Genomic DNA, 23459 nt, shown 5'->3' with positions numbered 1-23459 from the left:
GCGCCACGTGCATCGCCTTTCCCTCGTTGTCCGTCTGCTCCTGCTGCTGATCGCAGCGTCCGCTTTCCCGGCAACTGCGGCGCCTCTGCAGGCACAGTGGGAGTTCCGCATGCTGCCCGGCGACGCCGAGGGTGCAGCCCACCCAGGCCTGCAGCAATGGCGGGCGGCGAAGGTGCCGGGCAGCATACACACCGACCTGCTGGCGCATGGGCTGATCCGCGATCCCTATGTCGGTGCACCCGAGGCCGAGCTGCAATGGATCGGCCTGGCTGCCTGGGAGTACCGCGCCCGCTTTGACGTGGATGCGGCGACGCTGGCCAAGCCGAACGCCGAGCTGCGTTTCGACGGGCTGGATACCTACGCCGAGGTCAGCCTCAACGGCAAGCCGCTGCTGCGCGCGGACAACGCGCACCGCACGTGGCATGCACGTGTGGACGGGCGCCTGCGCGCGAACGGCAACGAACTGCAGATCGTGTTCCGCTCACCGATCCGCACGCTGCTGCCGGGCGTGCAGGCAATGCCGCACAAGATCGCTGGCAATTACCCGTCGCCCTATGGCGATGAGCCGAAGGAGGCGATGGTCGGCAACTTCGCGCGCAAGCCGGCCTACCACTTCGGCTGGGACTGGGGCCCGCGTTATGTCACCGCCGGGGTCTGGCGCGGGGTCGACCTGCAGGCCTGGGACGCGCACCGCCTGACCGATCTTGCCGTGCGTACCGATGCATTGAGCGCGGAGCAGGCGAAGCTGGCGGTGTTGCTGCAGGTGGAGCAGGGCAGCACTGCCGGTTCTGCGATGGTCACTGTGGATGTGCAGGATCCGGAAGGCCGCAACGTGGCCCAGGTGCAACGCACGGTGTTGCTGAAGCCGGGCCAGAATACGGTTGAGCTGCCGGTTGAGCTGGCCACGCCGCGGCGCTGGTGGCCGGTGGGCCATGGTGCGCAGGATCGCTATACCGTGAAGGCTGGCCTGGATGGTGGCGGCGATGCAACGCTGGCGCGCGAGCAGCGCATCGGCCTGCGCACGGTCGAACTGCGCCGCGAGGAAGACGGCAAGGGAGGGCAGGGCTTCGCCTTCGTCATCAATGGTGTGGAGATCTTTGCCAAGGGCGCCAACGTCATTCCGTTCGATGCCTTCCCCGCACGCGTCGATGCCGCACGCCTGCGCCAGGTGCTGACCGCCGCGCGCGATGCCAACATGAACATGCTGCGCAACTGGGGCGGTGGCTACTACGAGGACGACGCGTTCTTCGACATCGCCGACGAGCTGGGCCTGCTGGTCTGGCAGGATTTCATGTTCGGCGGCGGCATGCAGCCGGGCTACGATCCGGCATTCCGTACCAGCGTGGTGGCCGAGGCGCGCGACAACGTGCGCCGGCTGCGCCATCACCCCAGCATCGTGCTGTGGTGTGGCAACAACGAGGAGGAAACCGCCTGGAAGGACTGGGGTCACGGCCGCGACCTGAAGGCAGCTGACCCGGCATTTGCGGCGAAGGTCTGGCAGGGCTACGTCGACCTGTTCGGCAACGACCTGCGTCAGCTGGTGGGCGAGGAAGGGCTGGGCGTGCCGTACTGGTCCAGCTCGCCCAGCAACGACCTTGACGAGAAGGCCAACGATTCAACGCGTGGCGACAAGCACTACTGGCAGGTCTGGGGCAATCCGGCGTTGCCGGTGCAGGCCTACCTGCGCGAGACCCCGCGCTTCATGTCCGAGTACGGGCTGCAGGCGTGGCCGTCGGTGGCGACGGTGGACCAGATCGCCACCCGCGCCGAGCAGCGCATCGACAGCCCGGTGATCCGCGCGCACCAGAAATTCATGGCCGGCGAGGGCAACAGCCGCCTGCTGCACTACATCGAACTGGGCTACGGCACGCCGAAGGACTTCGAGGACTTCGTCTACCTCAGCCAGGTGATGCAGGCCGATGGCATCGCACTGGCGGCGCTGCATCATCGCGCCTCGCGGCCGTACACGATGGGCTCGCTGTACTGGCAGCTCAACGACGTCTGGCCAGGTGCTTCATGGTCCAGCGTGGACTACTTCGGTCGCTGGAAGGCGCTGCACTTCGCCGCGCGGCGTTTCTTCGCGCCGGTGGCGGTGGCGGCGTTGCGCGACGAGGGCAGTACGCGGGTGCGCCTGATCAACGACGGTGCCGCGCTGGATGCACGCTGGCGGTTGCGGGTGATGGATGTAGACGGCAAGGTGCTTCGCCGCCGCGAGGAAGCGGTGACCCTGGCCGCTGCCGGTGTCACCTCGATCGGTGATTTCCGCGACGCCGAATTGCTGGCCGGTGCCGATCCAAAGCGCACGGTGGCCGTGTTCGAACTGCTGCAGAACGGGGCGGTGAGTGCCCGCCAGGTTGTCGGCTTCGTTGAGGCCAAGGATCAGATCCTGCCGCGGCAGAAGCTCAAGGCCAGCCTGTCCATTGAAGGCGACCACTACCGTCTGCGATTGGAAAGCGCGGCCTACATGCGTTCGGCGTGGATCGACTTCGGTGAATTGGACGTGCAGGTGGAAGACAACCTGCTGGATCTGCTGCCGGGCGAAACCCGCGATATCGCGGTGCGCGGTCCGGTGGATCTGACGACGCTGCGCGAAGCGCTGAAGGTAAAAACCCTCAACGATCGTTGAGGGCGGCGCATCCTGTTTTGGTAGGTGCCAACCTTGGTTGGCACACCCCGAACATGCCAACCAAGGTTGGCATCTACCAGAAGCGGAGACGGGTAGGTGCGGACCGTTGGTCCGCACACATCTTTTCTTTACAGCTGGATCTGCTGGAAATTCTCGACGCGCTCGTGGCCGTTGACGGCCTGGCCGGTGCGCGGCAGCGGGTAGTCGTCCAGGCGGTCGATCAGGCGGGTCTGCAGGCCGGCTTCGCGGGCAGCATCCAGTTCTTCCACTACATCCGACAGGAACAGGATCTCGCCGGCCGGCACGCCAATGGCCTGCACGATGCGGCGGTAGCTCTCGGCCTCGCGCTTGCCGCCGATCTCGGTGTCGAACCAGCCCGACACCAGCGGGCTGAGGTCACCTGCGTCGCTGAAGCCGAAGAACAGTTTCTGGGCCGGCACCGAACCGGAGGAGTACACGTAGAGCGGCAGGCCGGAGGCGTGCCAGCCGTTCAGTACCGGCGCCACCTCCGGGTAGAAATGCGCGGTGTAATCGCCGCGGCGGTAGCCTTCGTCCCAGATCAGGCCCTGCAGCGCCTTCAGTGCAGTGTGCTTGCGGTCCTGGTCGATCCAGCCCTGCAGCGTCTCGGCCACCAGGCTGTCCTGGCAGGCGCCGCCGATCTCGGTGGCCACCGCATCCAGCCAGCGGCGGACTTCCGGCTGCTGGCCGTGCTCGGCGACGAACGCGGGCAGCGCCTTGCGGGCATAGGGGAACAGCACGTTCTTGACGAACGAGATGCTGCTGGTGGTGCCTTCGATATCGGTCAGGATGACGCGGGGCTGCATGGATCAGGACGCCTGGGTAGGTACGTAACGGGGGAATTTCTGCGCGATGTCGGTGCCGGTGAAGTGACCGACCCAGCCATCCGGCTCGGTGAAGAAGCGGATCGCGACGAAGCTGGGCTCGTCGCCCATGTCGAACCAGTGGGTGGTGCCATCGGGTACGGCGATCAGGTCGTCCTTCACGCACTCGATCTCATAGACCTTGTCACCCACGTGCAGGGTGAACAGGCCGGAGCCTGCCACGAAGAAGCGCACCTCGTCTTCCTTGTGGAAGTGTTCGTCGAGGAACTTCCTGCGCAGCTCGGCGCGGTTCGGGTTGTCCGGGGCGATCGAGGCCACGTCCACGCTCTTGAAGCCGCGCTCGGCAACCAGGCGGTCGATGTCGGCGCGGTAAGCGGCGAATACTTCATCCTGGCTGGCGCCCGGTGCGACCGGTGCGGTGGCCTGCCAGCGCTCGAAGGTGACGCCGATCTTCTGCAGCTCGGCAGCGATGATCGCGCCGTCCTGGGTATCCAGCAGCGGCGATTCGGGGCGGGTGTCGTCGTAGATGCGCAGTCGGCTCATGGCGGCAGCTTGAACGTCTCGGGGGGAAGACAGGGTAGCAGGGTGGGCACGAGGTGCAGATTCCGGATCGGCATCTGCACCTGCGTGCGGGTTCAGCCGCGCAGCTTGCGCAGTTCCAGCTCGCAGTGGAACAGGAACTCGAACGCTTCCAGGTGGCGGCGTGCCTCGGCCATGTCGCGGCCCCAGGCATACAGGCCGTGGCCGTCGATCAGGTAGCCCCACAGGTTCTGACGGTCGAGCAGGTCATCGACCTGCTTCGAAAGCACGTTCATGTCCTGGGTGTTGGCGAACACCGGCACGTCGATGGCCATCTCGTGGGTGCTGTTGCCGGCGAAGGCCTTCAGCAGCTCGTAGCCTTCCAGGCGGATGTGGCCCTGCGGCGCGTACAGGCGTGAGGCGACGGTCTGCACCGGCGAGTGGGTGTGCAGCACGCAGCCGATTTCCGGGAAGCGGCGATACAGCTGGGTGTGCAGCAGGGTTTCGGCGGACGGGCGCAGCGGGCGGCCGACGGCCAGGCCGTCGAAGTCCACCACCATGATGTCGTCCTCGATCAGGCGGCCCTTGTCCTTGCCGGAGACGGTGATCGCGGCGTGGCGGTCGTCCAGGCGGTGGGAGAAGTTGCTGCTGGTGGCCGGGGTCCAGCCGGCGTGGGCCAGTTCGCGGACGTTGTCGATCAGCAGCTGGGCCAGTTCGCTCAGGCGCGCGGTGTCGTACGGGAAGGTGGGGGCGTTCATGCCGTCGATTTTACTGGATTCGGCCAACGGCTGAGCCCCTCGTGGCTGTCTCGCCGGGCTGGATTTCTTGCTTTGGCCGGGCGGGTGGGCTGTGCCGGGCACGAGGTACACCCGTCGATGGGGGCTTGGCCGCGGCATCCATGCCGCGGACACCCCTGCACAACCCACCCGCCCGACCACGGACAGGTTCCGTGCGCGTCAGCCACGGAGTGAAGAAGGAAAGGCAGAAGCGGGTCGCGGCGCTGCGCTTGCTCGGAGCCGAGCATGGCTCGGCTCTACAGAGAATTCATTTCCCAGACCGAATTCATCCACGCATGGCGTGGATCCACCGGACGCGCCGGGAGAGTGTCAGGGGTGGGGAGGCATGGGTTCGCGGGGGTGTCCGCGGCATGGATGCCGCGGCCAAGCCTCCAGGGATGGATTCACGGCGTCCCCCGCGAACCCATGCCTCCCCGCCAAACCCTCAGCCCAGCTCTTGTCGTTGCTCCGGCTTCAAAGGCGGGTGCAGGGCAGCAGGCCCTGCAATCCCTTTACTTACCCCGCAGGCGGCTGTGCCTGAAGCCGTAGCAGAAATAGATCACGAAGCCGACGAACGTCCACACCCCCATCAGCATCCAGTTGTGCATCGTCATCGCCGACAGCAGGGCAAGGCAACTCAGCACGCCCAGGCTGCAGATCAGCCACGCCATCGGCATGCGGAACGGACGCGGCAGGTCCGGCTGGGTGCGGCGCAGGATCAGCACGCCGGCGCACACGGCAGCGAACGCGATCAGCGTGCCCATCGAGGTCAGCTCACCGAGGATATCCAGCGGGAACAGCGCCGCCAGCAGCGCGATGCCGATACCGGTGATCACGGTGTTGATGTGCGGGGTGCGGTACTTCGGGTGGATCTTGGTGAACACCGGCGGCAGCAGGCCGTCGCGCCCCATGATCATGAAGATGCGCGGCTGGCCGATGATCATCACCAGCACCACCGAAGACAGGCCGACCAGCGCGCCGACCTCGACCACCCAGCGCAGCCAGCCCAGCTGCGGATGCGCGGCCACCGCGGTCACCACCGGCTCGTCGGTGCCCAGCAGCTGGAACGGCACCAGGCCGGTCATCACTGCGGCCATCGCGATGTACAGCACGGTGCAGATCACCAGCGACAGCATCATGCCGAACGGCATGTCGCGCTGTGGATTCTTCGATTCCTGCGCCGCCACCGACACCGCCTCGAAGCCGATGTAGGCGAAGAACACCATCGCCGCACCGCGCAGCACGCCTTCCATGCCGTACTTGCCGGGGCCTTCGTTGGCCGGAATGAACGGGGTCCAGTTGCTGGTGTCCACGTACTTCCAGCCGACCACGATGACGAGCACGATCAGGCCGGTCTTGAGCACGACCATCGCCATGTTCATCGCCGAGGACTTGCTGATGCCGACGTAGCACAGCCAGGTCAGCAGCAGCACCAGTGCGGCGGCGGGCAGGTTGGCGATCGCGCCGGTCGGGCGCAGCTGTGCATCGAGTGGGGCACTGACCAGCGCCGCCGGTAGATGGATGTCGAACTGGCTGAGCAGGCTGAGGAAATAGCCGGTCCAGCTGACCGCGACCGCCGAGGCGGAGACGCCGTACTCGAGCACCAGCATCCAGCCGATGAACCAGGCCGAGAGCTCGCCGAAGGTGGCGTAGGTGTAGGTGTAGGCGCTGCCGGAGACCGGCACCATCGAGGCGAATTCGGCGTAGGCCAGCGCGCAGAAGGCGCAGCAGATGGCGGCCAGTACGAAGGACAGCATGATGGCCGGGCCGGCGTGGTTGGCGGCGGCCTGGCCGGTGATGACGAAGATGCCGCCGCCGATCACCGCGCCGATACCCAGGGCAGTCAGCCCCCAGGGGCCGAGGTGGCGGCGCAGGCTCAGGCCGTTGGCGTCTTCATGGGCGGCATGCGGGTGCTTGGTGGCCCACAGTTGCTTGAACATGTGTGGTGGTCTTGTCGAAGCGCGCCATGACCGGCGCGCGGGGAAAACGGACGGGCCGGCGCGAGGCCGGCCCGTAGGCGGATCAGGGCGACTTGGCCAGCTTGCTGTTGCGGATGCCGTAGCCCAGGTAGATCAGGAGGCCGAGCAGCGTCCAGCCAACGAACAGGTGCCAGTGCACCACGAACGCCTGCCAGAACAGGAACAGGCAGGTGGCTGCGCCGAGCGGGCAGATGATCCACACCGCCGGCACGCGGAACGGGCGGTGGATCTCCGGCTTGGTATAGCGCAGCACCAGCACGCCGATGCAGACCGTGGCGAAGGCCAGCAGGGTGCCCATCGAGACCAGTTCGCCCAGCACGTTCAGCGGTACCAGGCCGGCCAGTGCCGCGGCGATCACGCCGACCACGATGGTGGCGACGTACGGGGTGCGGAAGCGGGCGTGGACCCTGCCGAAGAACTTCGGCAGCAGGCCGTCGCGGGAGATGGTGTAGGCGATGCGGGTCTGGCCCATCATCATCACAAGCACCACCGAGGACAGGCCGGCGATGGCGCCGATCTCAACCAGGGTCTTCAGCCAGGACAGGGTCGGGTAGGGTTCCAGCGCGGTGGCCACCGGCTTGTCGGTGCCCAGCAGGTGGTACGGCATCATGCCGGTCAGCACCGCGCAGACGATGATGTAGACGATGGTGCACACCGCCAGCGAGCCGAGCAGGCCGATCGGCATGTTGCGCTGCGGGTCCTTGGTTTCGCCTGCGGCGGTGGAGACCGCATCGAAGCCGATGTAGGCGAAGAACACGATGGTGGCCGCACGGAACACGCCGCTCCAGCCGAACTCACCCGCCACGCCGGTGTTTTCCGGGATGAACGGCTGCCAGTTGGCCGGGTCGATGTGGGCCGCGCCGATGCCGATGAACAGGCAGATGACGGTGACCTTGATCGCCACGATGATCGCGTTGACAAAGGCCGACTGGGTCACGCCCACGTACAGCAGGCCGGACACCGCCGCCACGATCAGTACTGCCGGCAGGTTGAACAGCTTGCCCGAGGCGATGAACTCGCTGCCGGTCCAGGCGATCGGGGCTGCGCTGAGCGCATCCGGGAACGGCATGTGCAGCGTGGTGGTGATGAAGCTGATCAGGTATGCCGACCAGCCCACCGCGACCGAGGCCGAGGCGAACAGGTATTCCAGCACCAGGCACCAGCCGATGAACCAGGCCATGCCCTCGCCGAGGGTGGCGTAGGAGTAGGAGTAGGCGCTGCCGGAGACCGGCATCATCGCCGCGAATTCGGCGTAGCACAGGCCCGCCAGGGCGCAGGCGAAACCGGCGATGACGAACGACAGCATCACTGCCGGGCCAGCGTGGTTGGCCGCAGCCTGGCCGGTCAGCACGAAGATACCTGCGCCGATCACCGCACCCACGCCAAGCAGGATGAGGTGTTTAGCCGTGAGGGTCCGTTTCAACGTGGCTTCGCCGTCCAGGCTGCCTTCGATGGGTTCGCCAGCATCGACGTGCCCGGCCGGTTCAACCGGCTTGACCCTCAACAGAGCTTTCAGCATGCAGTACTTCCTAGTGATCGGATTGGGTGGGCCGCCGATACGTTGCCGGCAACCCTGGAATGGTGAAGGCCGCGCGAACGGCCCGCTGTACCTTAGCCAAAGCTGAAGCCAACGCACAAGCGCAATCGCAACAATGAACGGCGATAATGAGCAGTATTTTTCCAAACGCCGCCCATTCATGAGCCAGACCGCCGAAACCCTTGCCGTGCTTGACGATCGCCTGCGTGGCCTGCTGCGGGACTACGCCCGCCGCGAGCCCGCCCACGACGCATTGGCTGCCGAATTCGGCACATTGTTGGACGATCCGGAAGATCCGTTCCGGCGCGAGCGGCTGGCCGGCCACTTCACCGCCAGCTGCTGGCTGGTCAGTGCCGACGGCCAGCGCCTGCTGCTGACCCATCACCGCAAGCTGCAGCGCTGGCTGCAGCTGGGCGGCCACGCCGACGGCGACCGCGACCTGGCCCAGGTGGCACTGAAGGAAGCCGAAGAAGAATCGGGACTGAGCGGCCTGGTGTTGGAAGACCCGGGCATCTTCGATATCGACAAGCACTGGATTCCGGAGCGCAAGGAGGTGCCGGGCCACTGGCACTACGACGTGCGTTTCGTGATCCGCGCGCTGGGTGGCGAGGCCTTCGTGCTCAGCGAGGAGTCGCTGGAACTGGCCTGGCGGCCGGTGACCGAGGTCGCGGCCGATCCGGAATCGGACGAATCCATGCAGCGCATGGCGCGCCGGTGGCTGACGCGCTGAAGAAAAAGGGGACGGAGGGGATTAAGTCGTTTACGCCGCATGTGCCGCAAACGACTTAATCCCCTCCGTCCCCTTTTTTCAGTACAGGATGCGCGTGCGCAGCGTGCCCGGAATCGCGGCCAGCTCGTCGCGCACGGCGGCGGCTTGTTCCTCGCTGGCGGTGATGTCGATCACCACGTAGCCCACCTTCGGGTCGGTGCGCAGGAACTGGCCGTCGATGTTGACGTTGTGGCGCGAGAAGATCTCGTTGACCTTGGACAGCACGCCCGGCACGTTCTGGTGGATGTGCAGCAGGCGCAGGCTGTCGGCGTGCTCGGGCAGGGTCACTTCCGGGAAATTGACCGCCGACAGGGTGCTGCCGTTGTCGCTGTAGCGCACCAGCTTGGCGGCCACTTCAACGCCGATGTTGTCCTGCGCCTCCAGCGTGCTGCCGCCCACGTGCGGGGTCAGGATCACGTTGTCGTGGCGGGTCAGCGGCGATTCGAAGATATCGCCATTGCCCTTCGGTTCGACCGGGAACACGTCCAGCGCGGCGCCGCCGACGTGGCCGCTGGCCAGGGCCGCGTCCAGCGCATCGATGTCGACCACGGTGCCGCGCGCGGCGTTGATCAGGTGCGCACCCTTGCGCATCTTCGCCAGCTCGGTGCTGCCGATCATCCACTGCGTGGACGGGGTCTCCGGCACGTGCAGGGTGACGATGTCGGCGCGCGCCAGCAGGTCGTCCAGGCTGGCCGCCGCACGGGCATTGCCCAGTGCCAGCTTGGTTTCCACGTCGTGGAAGATCACCTGCATGCCCAGCGATTCGGCCAGCACGCCGACCTGGGTGCCGATGTGGCCGTAACCGATGATGCCCAGCGTCTTGCCCCGCACTTCATGGCTGCCGCTGGCCGACTTCGACCAGCCGCCGCGATGGCATTCGGCGTTCTTCTGCGGAATGCCACGGGTCAGCATGATCGCTTCGGCGATGACCAGCTCGGCCACGCTGCGGGTGTTGGAGTACGGCGCGTTGAACACCGGGATGCCGGCCAGCTCGGCCGCGTCCAGGTCGACCTGGTTGGTGCCGATGCAGAAGCAGCCCACCGCGATCAGGCGCTTGGCCTCGGCCAGCACTTCGGCGCTGAGCTGGGTGCGCGAACGGATGCCGACGATATGCGCCTCGGCGATGCGCGCCTTCAGTTCGTCCTCGGGCAGCGCCTTGGTGTGCGCTTCGATCTGGCTGTAGCCGGCGGCGCTGAATACCTCCACGGCGGTCTGGCTGACCCCCTCCAGCAACAGCACGCGGATATCCTGCTTCGGGAACGAGGTCTTCTTCGGCGACATGGGGCGACACGGCCAGTGGGACAGGGGCTGACCACTATGCCAGATCGCAGCGACCATGGTGCAGTGCGTAATTGGTTGCATCCGTAGCTATCTGCACGGCTGCGGGGCTGGACGCTGGCGCGTGCCGCTGGCACGCTTGCCCGTTCTTCACGCACCGCGCTGGACCGTCATGACCGATTCCCGCATTGCCTCGCTGCAACAAGCCTGCCCCGGCCTGAAGCTGAAGACCGATCCGTCCGACCTGGAGCATTACGGGCGCGACTGGACCCGGCGCTGGACGCCGGCGCCGCTGGCGATCGCACTGCCGGCCACGGTCGAGGAAGTGCAGGCGGTGATGCGCTGGAGCGCAGGCGAGGGCGTGGCCGTGGTGCCGTCCGGTGGCCGCACCGGCCTCTCGGGTGGCGCGGTGGCCGCCAACGGCGAGCTGGTGCTCAGCCTGGAACGGATGAACAAGGCACTGGCCTACGACGCGGTCGATCGCACCCTGGTGGTGCAGGCCGGCATGCCGCTGGAAGCCGTGCACAATGCCGCGCTGGACCATGGCTTGATCTACCCGGTGGATTTCGCCGCGCGCGGGTCCTGCTCGATCGGCGGCAACATCGCCACCAATGCCGGTGGCATCCGCGTGATCCGTTACGGCAACACCCGCGAGTGGATCGCAGGGCTGAAGGTGGTCACCGCTGACGGCGAGTTGCTGGAACTCAACAAGGGGCTGATCAAGAACTCCAGCGGCTATGACTTCCGCCAGCTGCTGATCGGCTCGGAGGGCACGCTGGGTGTGATCGTCGAAGCCACAGTGAAATTGACCGACCCGCCGCCGGCCAGCAACGTGATGCTGCTGGCAGTGCCGAGCTTTGAAGTGCTGATGCAGGTATTCGCCGCGTTCCGCGCGCGCCTGCAGCTGCAGGCCTTCGAATTCTTCACCGACCGGGCGCTGGAGCACGTGCTGGCGCATGGCGCGCAGGCACCGTTCGACGAAGTGCACCCGTATTACGTGGTCACCGAGTTCGCGGCCGGCGACGAGGCCCAGGAAGCGGCTGCGATGGCCGCGTTCGAGGACTGCATGGGCAATGGCTGGGTCAGCGATGGCGTGATCAGTGCCAGCGACGCGCAGGCCGCGCAGCTGTGGCGCCTGCGCGAAGGCATCACTGAGTCGCTTGCCCGTTACAAGCCCTACAAGAACGATGTTTCGGTGCGGATCTCGTCGATGCCGGCGTTCCTGGCCGAGACCCAGGCGCTGATCGGGCAGGCCTACCCGCATTTCGATGTGGTGTGGTTCGGCCACATCGGCGACGGCAATCTGCACATCAACGTGCTCAAGCCGGACGACACCAGTGACGCTGATTTCGTGGCGCAATGCGAGCACGTAACCAAGCTGCTGGCGCAGGTGCTGGCCCGCTTCGACGGCAGCATCTCGGCCGAGCACGGCATCGGTCTGGTCAAGAAGGGCTACCTGGACAGCACCCGCGGCCCGGCCGAGATCGCGCTGATGAAGGCGGTCAAACGCGCGTTCGATCCCCAAGCGCGGCTGAATCCCGGCAAGCTGTTCGACGTTTGAGCCGGGCAAATCCTTCACGCACCCGTTACGCTCCACGCTTCCTAACAACCGGCTTCGAACCGATGACCCGTCCGCTTCTGCTGCTTGCCCTGCTGTCCCTGCCGCTGGCCGGCTTCGCTTCCAGCTTCGCCGGCACCTCGGCCGGCTCGGCCACCGGTGCGTCCTCCGGTTCCTCGGGCAGCAGCTCGGGCGATGACAAGGTGGTACTGGCTGCGCGCGACGATGCCGCCGCGTTCGTCGCCAGCGACGGCCAGATCCGTGGTGCCCGCCTGCAAGCCGCGCTGGTCCACCTGCGTGAGCAGAGCACTGCCGCACAGCAGCAGAGCGATCTGGAACTGGCCCGCGCGCTGCTGGCGCGTTGATCCTGCCTTCGGGTAGTGCCGGCCGCTGGCCGGCAACGCCATGACATCTGCACGGAACGCAGCCACGCACGGCGTGGCTCTACTGCTGATCGCTCATGTCGCGCACGCGGCTGATCGCCTGCAGCTCGATCCTGCAGGGCTGAGCCCTGCACAGCAGCAGGTGGCGACGCAGACCCTGGCCGACGTGCAGTCATTGTTGCCAGATGGCCTGCTGCGCGCCCTGCCGGCGCAGGTGCAGGTGCGCTGGAGTGATGGCCTTCCCGCCGAGGTGCATGGCCGCGCCTTCGCCGGCCGCATCACGTTGCGCCGCGATCTTCTGGATGACGGCATGCCCGGCGCCCGGCGCGCACGCCGCAGCGCGCTGGTACACGAACTGAGCCATGTTGCCGACCGTACGGGGGCGAACTGGTCGCGCAGTATGCGCTGGCGTGATCTGGCCGGATGGCAGCGCAAGCCCTGGCATCTCGGCCGTGGCGGCAATGACTTCCGAGACCGTAGTCCCGATGCGTATGAACTGAAAGATCCGGCCGAGTACCTGGCAGTGAACGCCGAGCATTTCGTGCTCGACAGCGAGTTTGCCTGCCGGCGCCCGGCACTGGCGCAGTGGTACCAGGCCCATTTCGGAACACCGCCGTCGCTGCCACAGCCGCAGTGCGCTACGACGCTGCCCTTGCTCCAGGCCGAATCGGAAGAGGGTGCGGCGTCGTTGCTGCACCTCGACCCGGCACGCGTCTACGCGGTGGATTACCTGTTTGCCGAAGGCAGCGCGCAGCCGATGAGCCGCTGGGGCCACAGCATGCTGCGGCTGGTGATCTGCCGGCCGGGCCGTGCGCCGGGGCCGGACTGTCGCCTGGACCTGGAATACCACCGTGTGCTTTCGTTCCGTGCCTTCGTTGGTGACGTGCAGATTTCCAACTGGCGTGGCCTTACCGGTGGCTACCCGTCGCGACTGTTCGTGCTGCCGCTGCAGCAGGTAGTGGACGAGTACACCAAGGTCGAGCTGCGCGGGTTGCAGTCGCTGCCGTTGCAGTTGTCGCCCGGCGAGATCGCCAGCCTGCTCGAGCGCACTGCGCAGGTGCACTGGAGCTATGACGGGCGCTATTACTTCGTCAGCAACAACTGCGCGGTGGAAACCGCCAAGCTGCTGCAGGCGGGTGTGCCGCGGCTGGGCGAGGCCGGGCTGGCCCAGCTGAGTCCGCGTGGTTTGAAGCGTCGGCTGTCGCAGCTGCATGTGCTGGACGAGCAGGTACTCACGGACCGCAATGCAGCACAGGCGCAGGGTTACTACTTCGCCTCGGCACGCGATCACTACCAGCAGTTGTTCGGCGTGGCGGCAGCCCAGCTGGCATTGCCCGCACGCGACGTACGCGGCTGGTTGAAGCTGCCCGCACAGCAGCGTGCGCTGTGGTTGCTGCAGGGCGACCTGCGCGCAAGCGCCGGCCTGCTGCTGCTGGAACAGGCTGCGCAACGCCGCGCCGAGCTGCGCGCGCGCGATGTGCTGAAACGGCGCCTGCTGGCCGCACCGGACAGTGCCGAGACCCGGGGCCTGCGCCAGTTGCTGGAGCAGGGTGGGCAATGGCTGCGCCCGGGTACGCTGCTGGCGGACGGCGGCTACGGGTTGCCGCTGGCCGATGAGCAGGCGGTGCTGGCCGAAGCGGTTGCCACCGCCAGCGCACAGGCGGTGCCGGCCTGGCAGGCGCTGCGCGTACAGCTGCGTCAGCAGCTGCCGGAGAAGCAGCGCAACGAAATGGATGCGATCGACGCCAACCTCGCTGCGCTCGGTGCCCGCCTGCGGGAACAGGCAGCCACGCCGGCTATTGGCGCGGCAGCTCGATAACGAAACGGCTGCCACCAGCGTTGCCCGCCGTGCAGTAGACGCGGCCGCCGTGCGCGTCGGCGATGGCCTTGACCACCGCCAGGCCGAGCCCGCTACCGCCACCCTGGCGCGAACGCGAACCGTCGGCACGCATGAACGGAGAGAAGATGTCGGCGTGCAGCTCAGGGTCGATGCCCGGGCCCTCATCCTCGATCGCTACCTGCACATGGCCCGGTGTGTCATGCACGGCAATCCGCACTTTGCCCGGGCTGGCATAGCGGCGCGCGTTCTCCAGCAGCGCCAGCAGCGCCTGGCGCAGGCGGGTCGGGTCGCAGTGCGCGTTGTGTTCTTCGCGGCTGGTTTCCAGCTCCAGCACGAAGCCGGCGACGCGGAACTGGGGATCGACCAGGGTCATCACCGAATGCACTTCGGCCACCACGTCGGTACGTGCGCGGCGCACGTCCAGCCGCGCATTGTCGGACAGGCTCAGCACGCGCAGATCCTCGATCAGTCGTGACAGGCCCTCGACCTGGGCGAGCAGGCTGCGGAACTGTGATTCGTCCGGCTGGAAGACGCCCTCGGCCAGGCCCTGCAGGCGGCCGCGCAGGATCGTCACCGGTGTGCGCAGTTCATGGGCGATGGCCGCATGCCACATCGCACGCTCGCTCTCCACGTGCTGCAGCCGCCGCGCCATGGCATTGAAGTCCTCGACCAAGGTGGCCACTTCGCCCGGCGAGTTTTCCTCGACGCTGGCACGGGCACCGAGGTCGCCGCCCGCGAGCGCGCGCACGCTGTCCACCAGCGAATTCAACGGCGACAGGATGCGATGGGCAAGACGGAACGAGGCGGCGATGGCCAGCGCCAGGCCGGTCAGGATCACGCCGACCATCCATGCCAGTTCAGGGCCGGTCGGCAGCCAGCTTTCCGGCTCCTCGGTAGTGCCGGGGAAGAATTCGACCAGGACCGCATACAGCAGCCACGATGACAGGATCATCATCACGATGACGCCGATCACCATCAGCGACATCGAGACGATGATGTGGCGGCTGAGCCCGGAGCGGCGCAGGCGGGCCATCAGCGGTCGGCCATCAACCGGTAGCCGACGCCACGCACGCTGGCCGGCACATTGACCATGCCCACTTCATCCAGCTTGCGGCGCAGCTTGCTGACATGGCTGTCGACCGTGCGCTCCAGCGCCTCGCTTTCCGGCAGGCATTCGTGCATCAGTTCACTGCGGCTGAAGATGCGGGTCGGCGCCAGCGCCATGCAGTGCAGCAGCTTGAACTCGGTGAGCGTGAGCAGCACTTCGTGGCTGTAGCCTTCGCCTTCCACGTGTACGGCGTGGGTGGCCGAGTCGATCAGCAGCGGGCCCGCCCGCAGCGCGGTCGGGGCGTCCACGCGCGAGGCGCGCAACGTACGCCGCAGCACGGCGCGCACGCGCGCCGCCACTTCGGCCGGATTGAATGGTTTGACCACGTAGTCATCAGCGCCCATGCGCAGTGCGGTCAGCTTGTCCAGGTCCTGGTCCAGTGCGGTCAGCATGATCACCGGCGTCTCGCCGCGCTGGCGCAGCTGGGTCAGCACGCTCCAGCCATCCAGCCGCGGCAGCTGCACATCGAGCAGGACCAGGTCGGGGCGGGCGCTGCGATGCAGGTCCAGTGCGCTGTGGCCGTCGGCGGCGCGCAGCGTACGCAGTCCTTCGCGTTCCAGATAGGCGGTGAGAATGTCGGCGATCTCGGCCTCATCCTCGACGATCAGGACGAGGGCGGCGAGGGCAGGGGAGGCATGCATGCAGGGGCGGGGCCTTAAGGTGCTTGCCTCCATCGTATCTCCACAGTTCCTCCATCGAAACCCCATCATCGCCACGCACACTCTGCGCTTCAGAACCTATCAGCCGCCCGCGCGGCATTGTGCACAGCAATGAGAACCTTCAGGACTCCGGTCGCGTTGATCGCGGCCCTCGCCCTGGCCATGACGGCCTGCTCCACCCCCGAAGCCACGCCCGAAGCCGCACCCCGCGTGAGCGTGGTTACCGTCGGCCCGCAGGTGGTGCAGCGTGACGACGAACTGCCTGGCCGCGTGGCCGCCGTGCGCACTGCGCAGATCCGAGCGCAGGTGGGTGGCATCGTGCAGCGCCGGCTGTTTGACCAGGGCGCGGAAGTAGACGCCGGCCAGGCCCTGTTCCAGATCGATCCGGCGGCCTTCCGTGCCGATGTCGATTCGGCACTGGCCGCGCTGCAGCGCAGTGAGGCCGCCCTGGGCCGCAGTCGCGTGCAGTCGCAGCGCCTGCATGCACTGGCCGCGGCACAGGCCGTCAGCCAGCAGCATCGCGACGATGCCAGCGCCGAGTACGAACAGGCCCGTGCCGCGGTGAATGAAGCGCGCGCGATCCTGGCCCGTCGCCAGCTCGACCTGCGCTATGCCACGGTCAGCGCGCCGATTGCCGGCCGCATCGATCAGGCGCTGGTGACCGAAGGCGCACTGGTCGGCGTGGCCGATGCCGAGCCGATGGCGGTGGTACAGCAGATCGACCAGGTCTACGTCGATGTGCGCCAGCCGGCGGCCCAGCTGGAATCGCTGCAGCGCAGTGCTGCCGGTGGTGGCGAGCTGCCGGTGACGATCATCGGTGCCGCCGGCAAGCCGCTGTCCGAGCGTGGCCAGATGCTGTTCTCCGGCATCAACGTCGATGCGCGTACCGGTGATGTGATCCTCCGCATCCTGGTCGACAACCCGCAGCGCCAGCTGCTACCCGGCATGTATGTGCGCGCGAAAGTGCCGCGGGGTGCGCCGGCCAGTGCACTGACCGTGCCGCAGCAGGCCGTGCTGCGCAGCGCCGGTGGTCAGGCCTATGCCTGGGTGATCGGTGGCGATGGCAAGGCGGTGATCCGCACGCTGGAGGTCGACGGCAGCGTTGATCGCCAGTGGCTGGTGCGCACCGGTCTGAAGGCGGGCGAAAAGGTGGTGGTCGAGGGCCAGGAACGCCTGCAGGAAGGCGTGGTGGTCGATGCGCGCGACTGGCAGATGCCGGTCGCCAGCGCCGGCGCGGTGCAGGCCGGCAGCAAGGGCTGAGCCTTTCCCGGGCCAGCCCCTCCAGGAAAATCCAACATGGCACGTTTCTTCATCGATCGCCCGGTGTTCGCCTGGGTGCTGGCGATCTTCATCATCCTGGCCGGCGTACTGGCCATTCCGCGCTTGGCCGTGGAGCGCTATCCGGTGGTCGCGCCGCCCAGTGTCAGCATCTATGCCAGCTACCCGGGTGCCAGCCCGCAGACGCTGAATGATGCGGTGGTCGGGCTGATCGAGCGCGAGCTGTCCAGCGTCAAGCACCTGCTGTACTTCGAATCGTCGGTGGACACCTCCGGCGAAGCCTCGATCACTGCGACCTTCAAGCCCGGTACCAACCCGGAGCTGGCGCAGGTGGACGTGCAGAACCGGATCAAGGCGATCGAGCCGCGCCTGCCGCGCAGCGTGCGCCAGAACGGCCTGTTCGTGGAGGCCGCCGATTCCGGCTTCCTGATGCTGGTCGGCCTGCGTTCGCCGGATGCCAGCGTCAGCGAAGCTGCGCTGGGCGATTTCATGGCGCGCAACATCATCGAAGAGCTGCGCCGCATCGATGGCGTCGGCCGCGTGCAGCTGTTCGGTGCCGAACAGGCGATGCGCGTTTGGCTGGACCCGACCCGGTTGACCGGCTACGGCCTGACCATGGGCGATGTGGCCACCGCCATCGAGCAGCAGAACCTGGAGATCTCGCCGGGACGCATCGGTGATTCGCCGGGTGTTCCGGGCCAGCGCATCACCGTGCCGCTCAGCGCCGATGGGCAGCTGTCCACGCCGGAGCAGTTCGCAGCCATCGTGCTGCGCGCCGGGGCAGACGGTTCACGGGTGGTGCTGGGCGATGTCGCCCGCGTCGAACTGGGCGCGCAGAGCTATGCGTGGGGCACCCGCGAGGATGGCCACCCGGCCACCGCCGCCGGCGTGCAGTTGCGTCCTGGCGCGAACGCAGTGCGCACCGCGTCGGCGGTCCGTGAGCGCATGGCCGAACTGGCGCCGCTGCTGCCGCGCGGCGTGGAGTCGAGCATTCCGTTCGACACCGCACCGTTCGTGAAGATCTCGATCCAGAAGGTGGTGCAGACGCTGCTGGAGGCCATGCTGCTGGTGTTCGCGGTGATGTACCTGTTCCTGCAGAACTGGCGCTACACGCTGATTCCGGCGCTGGTCGCACCGATCGCGCTGCTCGGCACCTTCGCGGTGATGCTGGCACTGGGCTTCTCGATCAACGTGCTGACCATGTTCGGCATGGTGCTGGCGATCGGCATCATCGTCGACGACGCCATCGTGGTGGTCGAGGGCGTGGAACGGATCATGGCCGAGGAAGGACTGCCGCCGCGCGAGGCCACCATCAAGGCGATGCGCGAGCTGACCGGTGCGGTGATCGGCATCACCCTGGTGCTGACCGCCGTGTTCATTCCGATGGCGTTGGCCAGCGGCTCGGTGGGCGCGATCTACCGCCAGTTCACCGTGGCGATGGCGGTGTCGATCCTGTTCTCTGCGCTGCTGGCATTGAGCCTGACGCCGGCGCTGTGCGCGACCCTGCTGCGCACGAATACCCATGGCCATCATGGTCGTGTCGGGCTGTTCGGTGCCTTCAATCGTGGCTTCGAGAAGATGACCGGGCGCTACCAGCGTGGCGTGGCCTCGGTGCTGCAGCGCAGTGGGCGGGTGATGGGCGTGTTCGCCGCACTGGTGGTGGCGCTGCTGCTGGGCCTGCACTGGTTGCCGGGCGCATTCCTGCCGGAAGAAGACCAGGGCTATTTCATGACTTCGATCCAGCTGCCGGCCGAAGCCACCGCCGAGCGCACGCTGGCCGTGGTCGAAGCCTACGAGCGGCACGTGGCCTCGCGTCCGGGCATCGGCTCCAACCAGTCGATCCTCGGCTACAGCTTCTCCGGCTCCGGCCCGAGCGCGGCGCTGACCTACACCATGCTCAAGGACTGGAGCGAGCGTGCAGGCGCCACCGCGGCCGGCGAGGTGGAGGCCGCGCAGAAGGCGATGTCCACGATTGCCGAGGGCGAGGTGATGAGCGTGATGCCGCCGGCGATCGACAGCCTGGGCCGTTCGTCCGGCTTCTCGCTCGCCCTGCAGGCGCGTACTGGGCAGAGCCAGGCCGAACTACGCGCGGCCCTGCAGCAGCTGCTGAAGCTGGCCGAGGCCAGCCCGCTGCTGTCCGAGGTGCATGCCGATGGCCTGCCGGCCGGCACCAGCGTGCGGCTGGACATCGACCGGCCCAAGGCCGAGGCGATGGGCGTGGGCTTCGAACACATCAGCAGCACGCTGTCGGCTGCGATGGGCTCGCAGTACGTCAATGACTTCCCCAACAAGGGCCGGTTGCAGCAGGTGATCCTGCAGGCAGACGCCTCGCACCGGATGGAACTGGAGGACGTGCTGAAGCTGTACGTGCGCAACAGCGAGGGCGGCATGGTGGCGCTGTCCGAACTGGTGACCCCGCACTGGACCGAGGCGCCGCTGCAGCTGCAGCGCTATCTCGGCTTCCCGGCGCTGAATCTGTCCGGCGCCCCGGCCTCCGGCGTGTCGACCGGGCAGGCGATGGCGGAGATGGAGCGGTTGGCGGAGAAGCTGCCGTCCGGCTTCGCTCTGCAATGGACCAGCCAGTCGCTGCAGGAGCGCGAATCCGGTGCGCAGGCGCCGTGGCTTTTGCTGCTGTCGATGTTGGTGGTGTTCCTGGTGCTGGCGGCGCTGTACGAGAGCTGGTCGATTCCGCTGGCGGTGATGCTGGTGGTGCCGCTGGGCCTGCTCGGCGCGGTCGCCGCCGTGTTGTTGCGCGGCATGCCCAACGACGTGTTCTTCAAGGTCGGCATGATCACGGTGATCGGGCTGTCGGCGAAGAACGCGATCCTCATCGTCGAGTTCGCACGCCAGCTGCAGCAGCAGGGCCGTGGCCTGGTCGAAGCGGCCTTGGAGGCGGCACGGCTGCGCCTGCGGCCGATCGTGATGACCTCGCTGGCGTTCGCGCTGGGCGTGGTGCCGCTGATGCTGGCGCAGGGCGCATCGAAGGAAACCCAGCAGGCGATCGGAACCGGCGTGTTCGGCGGCATGGTCAGTGCGACCGTGCTGGCGGTGTTCTTCGTGCCGGTCTTCTATGTAGTAGTGCAGGGCGCGCGGCAGTGGATCGCGCAACGCCTGCGCAGGCGCCGGCCGATGCCGGAAGGATCCGTGGATGGAACGGGACATCGTTGAAGACCTGCATGAGCGGCAGCTGGCAGCGCTGGAACAGCGCCTGCGGCAGGCATTGCTGGATGACGACCACGATGCGCTGACCGCGCTGGTATCGCCGGCCTTGTTCATGATGGATGGGCAGGGCGGGCGCATGCTCGATCTGCCCTGGCTGGGCGACTGGCTGGCCGGGAACCTGCGGGTGAGCAGCCTGCAATCGTACGCGGTGGAAACGCTGCTGTGCGGACGCCTGGCATTGTTGTCCAGTGACGTGCGCTTGTCGGTGCGCGGGCAGGGCCAGGAGCGCGAGCTGAAACTGCGCCTGCTGCGGGTCTGGACCTGCAGTTCCGGCGACAGTGGCGCACAGCTGCTGTCGATGGCGGTGCTGGCCGCGTGAGTGCGGTCAGGCCGCTTTCAGGCCCCGCTCACCGGCAGGTGGTAGGGTCGAAGATCTCTGTAGTGTCGACAAGGAGTCGAGCCATGCGTGTAGTCCCCAGTCTGTTGGCAGCCTCCCTCGGGTTGGTCCTGGCCGCGTGCCAGCCGGCACAGCCACCCGCTGCGGGCGGCACTGATGCCGCGCCGCCGGCCGCGCCCGAGCCGGCTGCCAGCACCGGCGCCGGTACCGGCAGCGAGACCATGTACCGGTGTGGTGATCTGAACGTGCGCGCGACCTTCAATGGCGAGGATGCGGCGACGGTAGTGATCGGCGAACGTACCTTCGCCATGACTTCCGAGCGTGCGGCGTCGGGCGCGAAGTATGGCGATGGCCAGGGCAACAGCTTCTGGACCAAGGGCAGCGATGACGGCCTGTTGAGCCTGAAGGGCGAAGCCGATCGCGAGTGCCATGCGGTCGAAGCCACCGAAGGCGATGGCAGCGCCGGCAATGCCGCGTTCCGTGCCACCGGCAATGAACCCGGCTGGCTTGCAGTCGTTGACGGCGATGCGCCCGGCCTGCAGGTGGAAGTCGATTACGGCGAGCGCCGCTTCGATGTGGCCATGCCCACCGAGGGGGCCGACGGATGGAGTGGCAAGGCGTCCGACGGTACCGACGTCAAGCTCAGCTTCCAGCGCACCACCTGCCAGGACGACATGAGTGGTGAGGCGTTCGAGGCCAGGGTGAACCTGACCATCGGCACCCGCCAGTACCACGGCTGCGGCAACTTCGGCGCGAAGTAACGCCCGATTCCGCGGATCGGTGACGCCGGGCCATGCCCGGCGTGCATCGATCAGCCCCCGCAGGGCTTCAGGTCGAGATCGAAGTCCAGGTCATAGCGGCCGTTGATCCCGATCAGCGCTGCGCGGATCGCACAGTCACCGCGATAGCGCGCGACCAGATCGGTGAAGATCTTCTCGCGGCCCTCACAGTACTTCGCGCTGGCCTCTTCCAGTTCACGGCGACGCTCGTCGTCGTACGGCTCTTCGCCCGCGAAATGCTGGCAGGTGTTCTCGCGTGCGAGGAAGGCCTGCACGTCGGCCGGCATCGCGCAGTAGATGCGCACGTCGTCGACGTCATACACATCCTCCGGGACCGGACAGCCTGCGGCTGCACGTACCTTGTCCAGGTCTTCATCGCCCGAGGGCTGCTCGGTAGCGGGCTCCGCTTCGGCGATGGCCTCCACGGCGGCCGGTGCTTCCACCGCTGGTGCGGCGGTCACGGCCGGTTCGGCTGGCGTGGCGTCGGCAGCATTGTCCGCTGCCTGCGGCGAACATGCCGCAAGCAGGGACAGGCAACCGATCAGCGCAAGGCGCTTAGTCGGCACGGCCAGCGAATTCGCCGGTGGCGGTGTTCACCAGCACGCGCTCGCCGTTGACGATGTACTCCGGCACCATGATTTCGATGCCGGTGTTGAGCTTGGCCGGCTTCGGGCGCTTGGTGGCGGTGCCGCCCTTCAGTTCCGGCGGGGTTTCAATCACTTCCAGCACCACCGAGGCCGGCAGCTGGATCGCCACCGGCTGCTCGTCGATCACCTGCACGTAGATGCCGGTCAGGCCGTCGGTGATGTAGCCGGCGTCGTCGCCGATCACGTCCGCGTCCAAGGTGTACGGGGTGTAGTCCTCGTCATCGAGGAACACGAACGCATCGCCGTCCTTGTACGAATAGGTGGACTGGCGGCGCAGCAGTTCGACCTCGACCAGGTTGTCGTCGGCATCGAAGCTGGCATCGAGCTTGTTGCCGCCCGGCACGCTGTACATGATGAAGCGGAAGCGGACGTTGCCGCCGCGACCCTGCGGCGAGCTGCGCTCGATGTCGCGGATCTGGTACACGCCGTTGTTGTACTCGACGACGTTGCCCTTCTTGATGTCGTTGGCTTTCATGGTGATCTAGGTCGTTGGGGGAGGGCGCCGTCCCGGCGCCCGGGGGGAATCACTTCGGAGCGAGGCGGGTAGCGCCGTCCAGGCGGATGGTCTCGCCATTGAGGTAGGTGTTGCCGAGGATGAAGCCAACCAGGCTGGCGAAGTCTTCCGGCTTGCCCAGGCGTGACGGGAACGGGATCGACGCGGCCAGTGACTGCTGCACCGCCTCGGGCATGCCGTCGACCATCGGCGTCCAGAACACGCCTGGAGCAATCGTATTGACGCGGATGCCGAAGCGCGACAGTTCGCGCGCCATCGGCAGCGTCATCGACACCACGCCGCCCTTGCTGGCGGCATACGCGGCCTGGCCGATCTGGCCTTCGTAGGCGGCGATGCTGGCGGTATTGATGATCACGCCGCGCTCGCCGTCGGTGCCGGCTTCGTTGTGCTGCATGCGGTTGGCCGCGGCCTTTGCAACGTTGAAGCTGCCGACCAGGTTGACCATCACCGTGCCCTGGAAGCCGGCCAGCGGCATCGGACCTTCCTTGCCCAGCACGCGGCCAGCGCCGAGGATGCCGGCGCAGTTCATCGCCACGTTCAGGCCGCCGAGGAAATCGTGGGCCTGGTCGATGGCTGCCGAAACGGCCGCTTCATCGCTGACGTTGACGTTGAAATAGCGGGCCTTGTCGGCACCCAGCCCGGCAACGGCGGCTGCGCCCTTGTCGTCGTTGAGGTCGAACAGGGCCACCTTGCCGCCCTGGGCGACGAGGTGCTGGGCCACGGCCAGGCCGAGGCCGGAGACGCCGCCAGTGATCACGGCACGTACGGAAGACAGCTGCATTGAACGGTCCTGCAGGTTCGAGAACCG

20 protein-coding genes are annotated in these 23459 nt (G+C 67.1%); 9 read left to right on the top strand and 11 right to left on the bottom strand.

The window, feature by feature from the left end; translation table 11 throughout:
* Positions 1–7: 7 nt before the first annotated feature.
* Positions 8–2626: a glycoside hydrolase family 2 protein gene (locus V3B64_RS18365; RefSeq protein ID WP_329914660.1), complete on the top strand. Its 2619-nt coding sequence runs from the start codon at positions 8–10 to the stop codon at positions 2624–2626.
* A 128-nt stretch (positions 2627–2754) separates the two neighbouring features.
* Here the strand turns inward: V3B64_RS18365 and mtnC are convergent, their stop codons facing one another.
* The 5 genes from mtnC to V3B64_RS18340 form a co-directional block, all read right to left on the bottom strand.
* On the bottom strand, positions 2755–3450 hold the full coding sequence (mtnC, locus tag V3B64_RS18360; protein WP_329914659.1) for an acireductone synthase: 696 nt from the start codon (positions 3448–3450) through the stop codon (positions 2755–2757).
* Positions 3451–3453: 3 nt separating this feature from the next.
* On the bottom strand, positions 3454–4011 hold the full coding sequence (locus tag V3B64_RS18355; protein ID WP_153854912.1) for an acireductone dioxygenase: 558 nt from the start codon (positions 4009–4011) through the stop codon (positions 3454–3456).
* A 92-nt stretch (positions 4012–4103) separates the two neighbouring features.
* On the bottom strand, positions 4104–4745 hold the full coding sequence (locus V3B64_RS18350) for a methylthioribulose 1-phosphate dehydratase (protein WP_032130340.1): 642 nt from the start codon (positions 4743–4745) through the stop codon (positions 4104–4106).
* Positions 4746–5275: 530 nt separating this feature from the next.
* Positions 5276–6703: an amino acid permease gene (locus V3B64_RS18345; protein WP_032128776.1), complete on the bottom strand. Its 1428-nt coding sequence runs from the start codon at positions 6701–6703 to the stop codon at positions 5276–5278.
* A gap of 82 nt (positions 6704–6785) precedes the next feature.
* A complete protein-coding gene (locus tag V3B64_RS18340) occupies positions 6786–8261 on the bottom strand; it encodes an amino acid permease (protein WP_121503164.1) in 1476 nt (491 codons plus the stop codon).
* A 133-nt stretch (positions 8262–8394) separates the two neighbouring features.
* On the opposite strand from V3B64_RS18340, the gene V3B64_RS18335 reads away from it, so the two are divergent.
* A complete protein-coding gene (locus V3B64_RS18335) occupies positions 8395–9009 on the top strand; it encodes an NUDIX hydrolase (RefSeq protein WP_121503165.1) in 615 nt (204 codons plus the stop codon).
* 78 nt (positions 9010–9087) lie between these two features.
* On the opposite strand, the gene serA is transcribed toward V3B64_RS18335, so the two are convergent.
* Positions 9088–10329 (bottom strand): phosphoglycerate dehydrogenase, encoded by a 1242-nt coding sequence (serA, locus tag V3B64_RS18330; protein ID WP_014037034.1) that lies wholly within the window; start codon positions 10327–10329, stop codon positions 9088–9090.
* Positions 10330–10498: 169 nt separating this feature from the next.
* Here serA and V3B64_RS18325 point away from each other — a divergent pair, with 169 nt between their 5' ends.
* The 3 genes from V3B64_RS18325 to V3B64_RS18315 all read left to right on the top strand — a co-directional run bounded on the left by V3B64_RS18325 (position 10499) and on the right by V3B64_RS18315 (position 14086).
* On the top strand, positions 10499–11887 hold the full coding sequence (locus V3B64_RS18325) for an FAD-binding oxidoreductase (RefSeq protein ID WP_049400143.1): 1389 nt from the start codon (positions 10499–10501) through the stop codon (positions 11885–11887).
* 62 nt (positions 11888–11949) lie between these two features.
* On the top strand, positions 11950–12249 hold the full coding sequence (locus V3B64_RS18320) for a DUF2388 domain-containing protein (protein WP_014037036.1): 300 nt from the start codon (positions 11950–11952) through the stop codon (positions 12247–12249).
* Between the two features lie 40 nt (positions 12250–12289).
* Positions 12290–14086, top strand: a complete 1797-nt coding sequence (locus V3B64_RS18315) for a DUF4105 domain-containing protein (RefSeq protein WP_329914658.1) — start codon at positions 12290–12292, stop codon at positions 14084–14086.
* On the opposite strand, the gene V3B64_RS18310 is transcribed toward V3B64_RS18315, so the two are convergent.
* The gene (locus V3B64_RS18310; protein ID WP_329914657.1) at positions 14064–15140 is read right to left on the bottom strand and encodes an ATP-binding protein; all 1077 of its coding nucleotides are present in this window, start codon (positions 15138–15140) and stop codon (positions 14064–14066) included. The genes V3B64_RS18315 and V3B64_RS18310 overlap by 23 nt on opposite strands.
* Positions 15140–15856, bottom strand: a complete 717-nt coding sequence (locus V3B64_RS18305) for a response regulator (RefSeq protein WP_185959206.1) — start codon at positions 15854–15856, stop codon at positions 15140–15142. The genes V3B64_RS18310 and V3B64_RS18305 overlap by 1 nt, the downstream gene beginning before the upstream one ends.
* A gap of 129 nt (positions 15857–15985) precedes the next feature.
* Between V3B64_RS18305 and V3B64_RS18300 the strand changes: the two genes are divergently transcribed.
* From V3B64_RS18300 to V3B64_RS18285, 4 genes are all read left to right on the top strand, one after another.
* Positions 15986–17134, top strand: a complete 1149-nt coding sequence (locus tag V3B64_RS18300; protein ID WP_329914656.1) for an efflux RND transporter periplasmic adaptor subunit — start codon at positions 15986–15988, stop codon at positions 17132–17134.
* 36 nt (positions 17135–17170) lie between these two features.
* A complete protein-coding gene (locus V3B64_RS18295; RefSeq protein ID WP_329914655.1) occupies positions 17171–20320 on the top strand; it encodes a multidrug efflux RND transporter permease subunit in 3150 nt (1049 codons plus the stop codon).
* Positions 20301–20693: a nuclear transport factor 2 family protein gene (locus V3B64_RS18290; protein WP_032128783.1), complete on the top strand. Its 393-nt coding sequence runs from the start codon at positions 20301–20303 to the stop codon at positions 20691–20693. Before V3B64_RS18295 ends, V3B64_RS18290 begins: the two co-directional genes overlap by 20 nt.
* 83 nt (positions 20694–20776) lie before the next feature.
* Positions 20777–21472 (top strand): MliC family protein, encoded by a 696-nt coding sequence (locus V3B64_RS18285; RefSeq protein WP_121503169.1) that lies wholly within the window; start codon positions 20777–20779, stop codon positions 21470–21472.
* Between the two features lie 50 nt (positions 21473–21522).
* Here the strand turns inward: V3B64_RS18285 and V3B64_RS18280 are convergent, their stop codons facing one another.
* The 3 genes from V3B64_RS18280 to V3B64_RS18270 are packed head-to-tail and all read right to left on the bottom strand — an operon-like array spanning position 21523 to position 23432.
* Entirely contained in the window at positions 21523–22056 is a 534-nt protein-coding gene (locus tag V3B64_RS18280) for a hypothetical protein (protein ID WP_121503170.1), read from the bottom strand.
* Positions 22046–22612, bottom strand: a complete 567-nt coding sequence (yeiP, locus tag V3B64_RS18275; RefSeq protein ID WP_005409468.1) for an elongation factor P-like protein YeiP — start codon at positions 22610–22612, stop codon at positions 22046–22048. Before yeiP ends, V3B64_RS18280 begins: the two co-directional genes overlap by 11 nt.
* 49 nt (positions 22613–22661) lie before the next feature.
* Complete coding sequence (locus V3B64_RS18270; protein WP_049457458.1) at positions 22662–23432, bottom strand: SDR family NAD(P)-dependent oxidoreductase; 771 nt, start codon at positions 23430–23432, stop codon at positions 22662–22664.
* Positions 23433–23459: the final 27 nt, after the last annotated feature.

The sequence above is a fragment of the Stenotrophomonas sp. SMYL86 genome (genome assembly GCF_036320025.1).
GTDB classification, from domain to species: domain Bacteria; phylum Pseudomonadota; class Gammaproteobacteria; order Xanthomonadales; family Xanthomonadaceae; genus Stenotrophomonas; species Stenotrophomonas maltophilia_A.
This window is presented reverse-complemented; position numbering and strand designations above follow the sequence as displayed.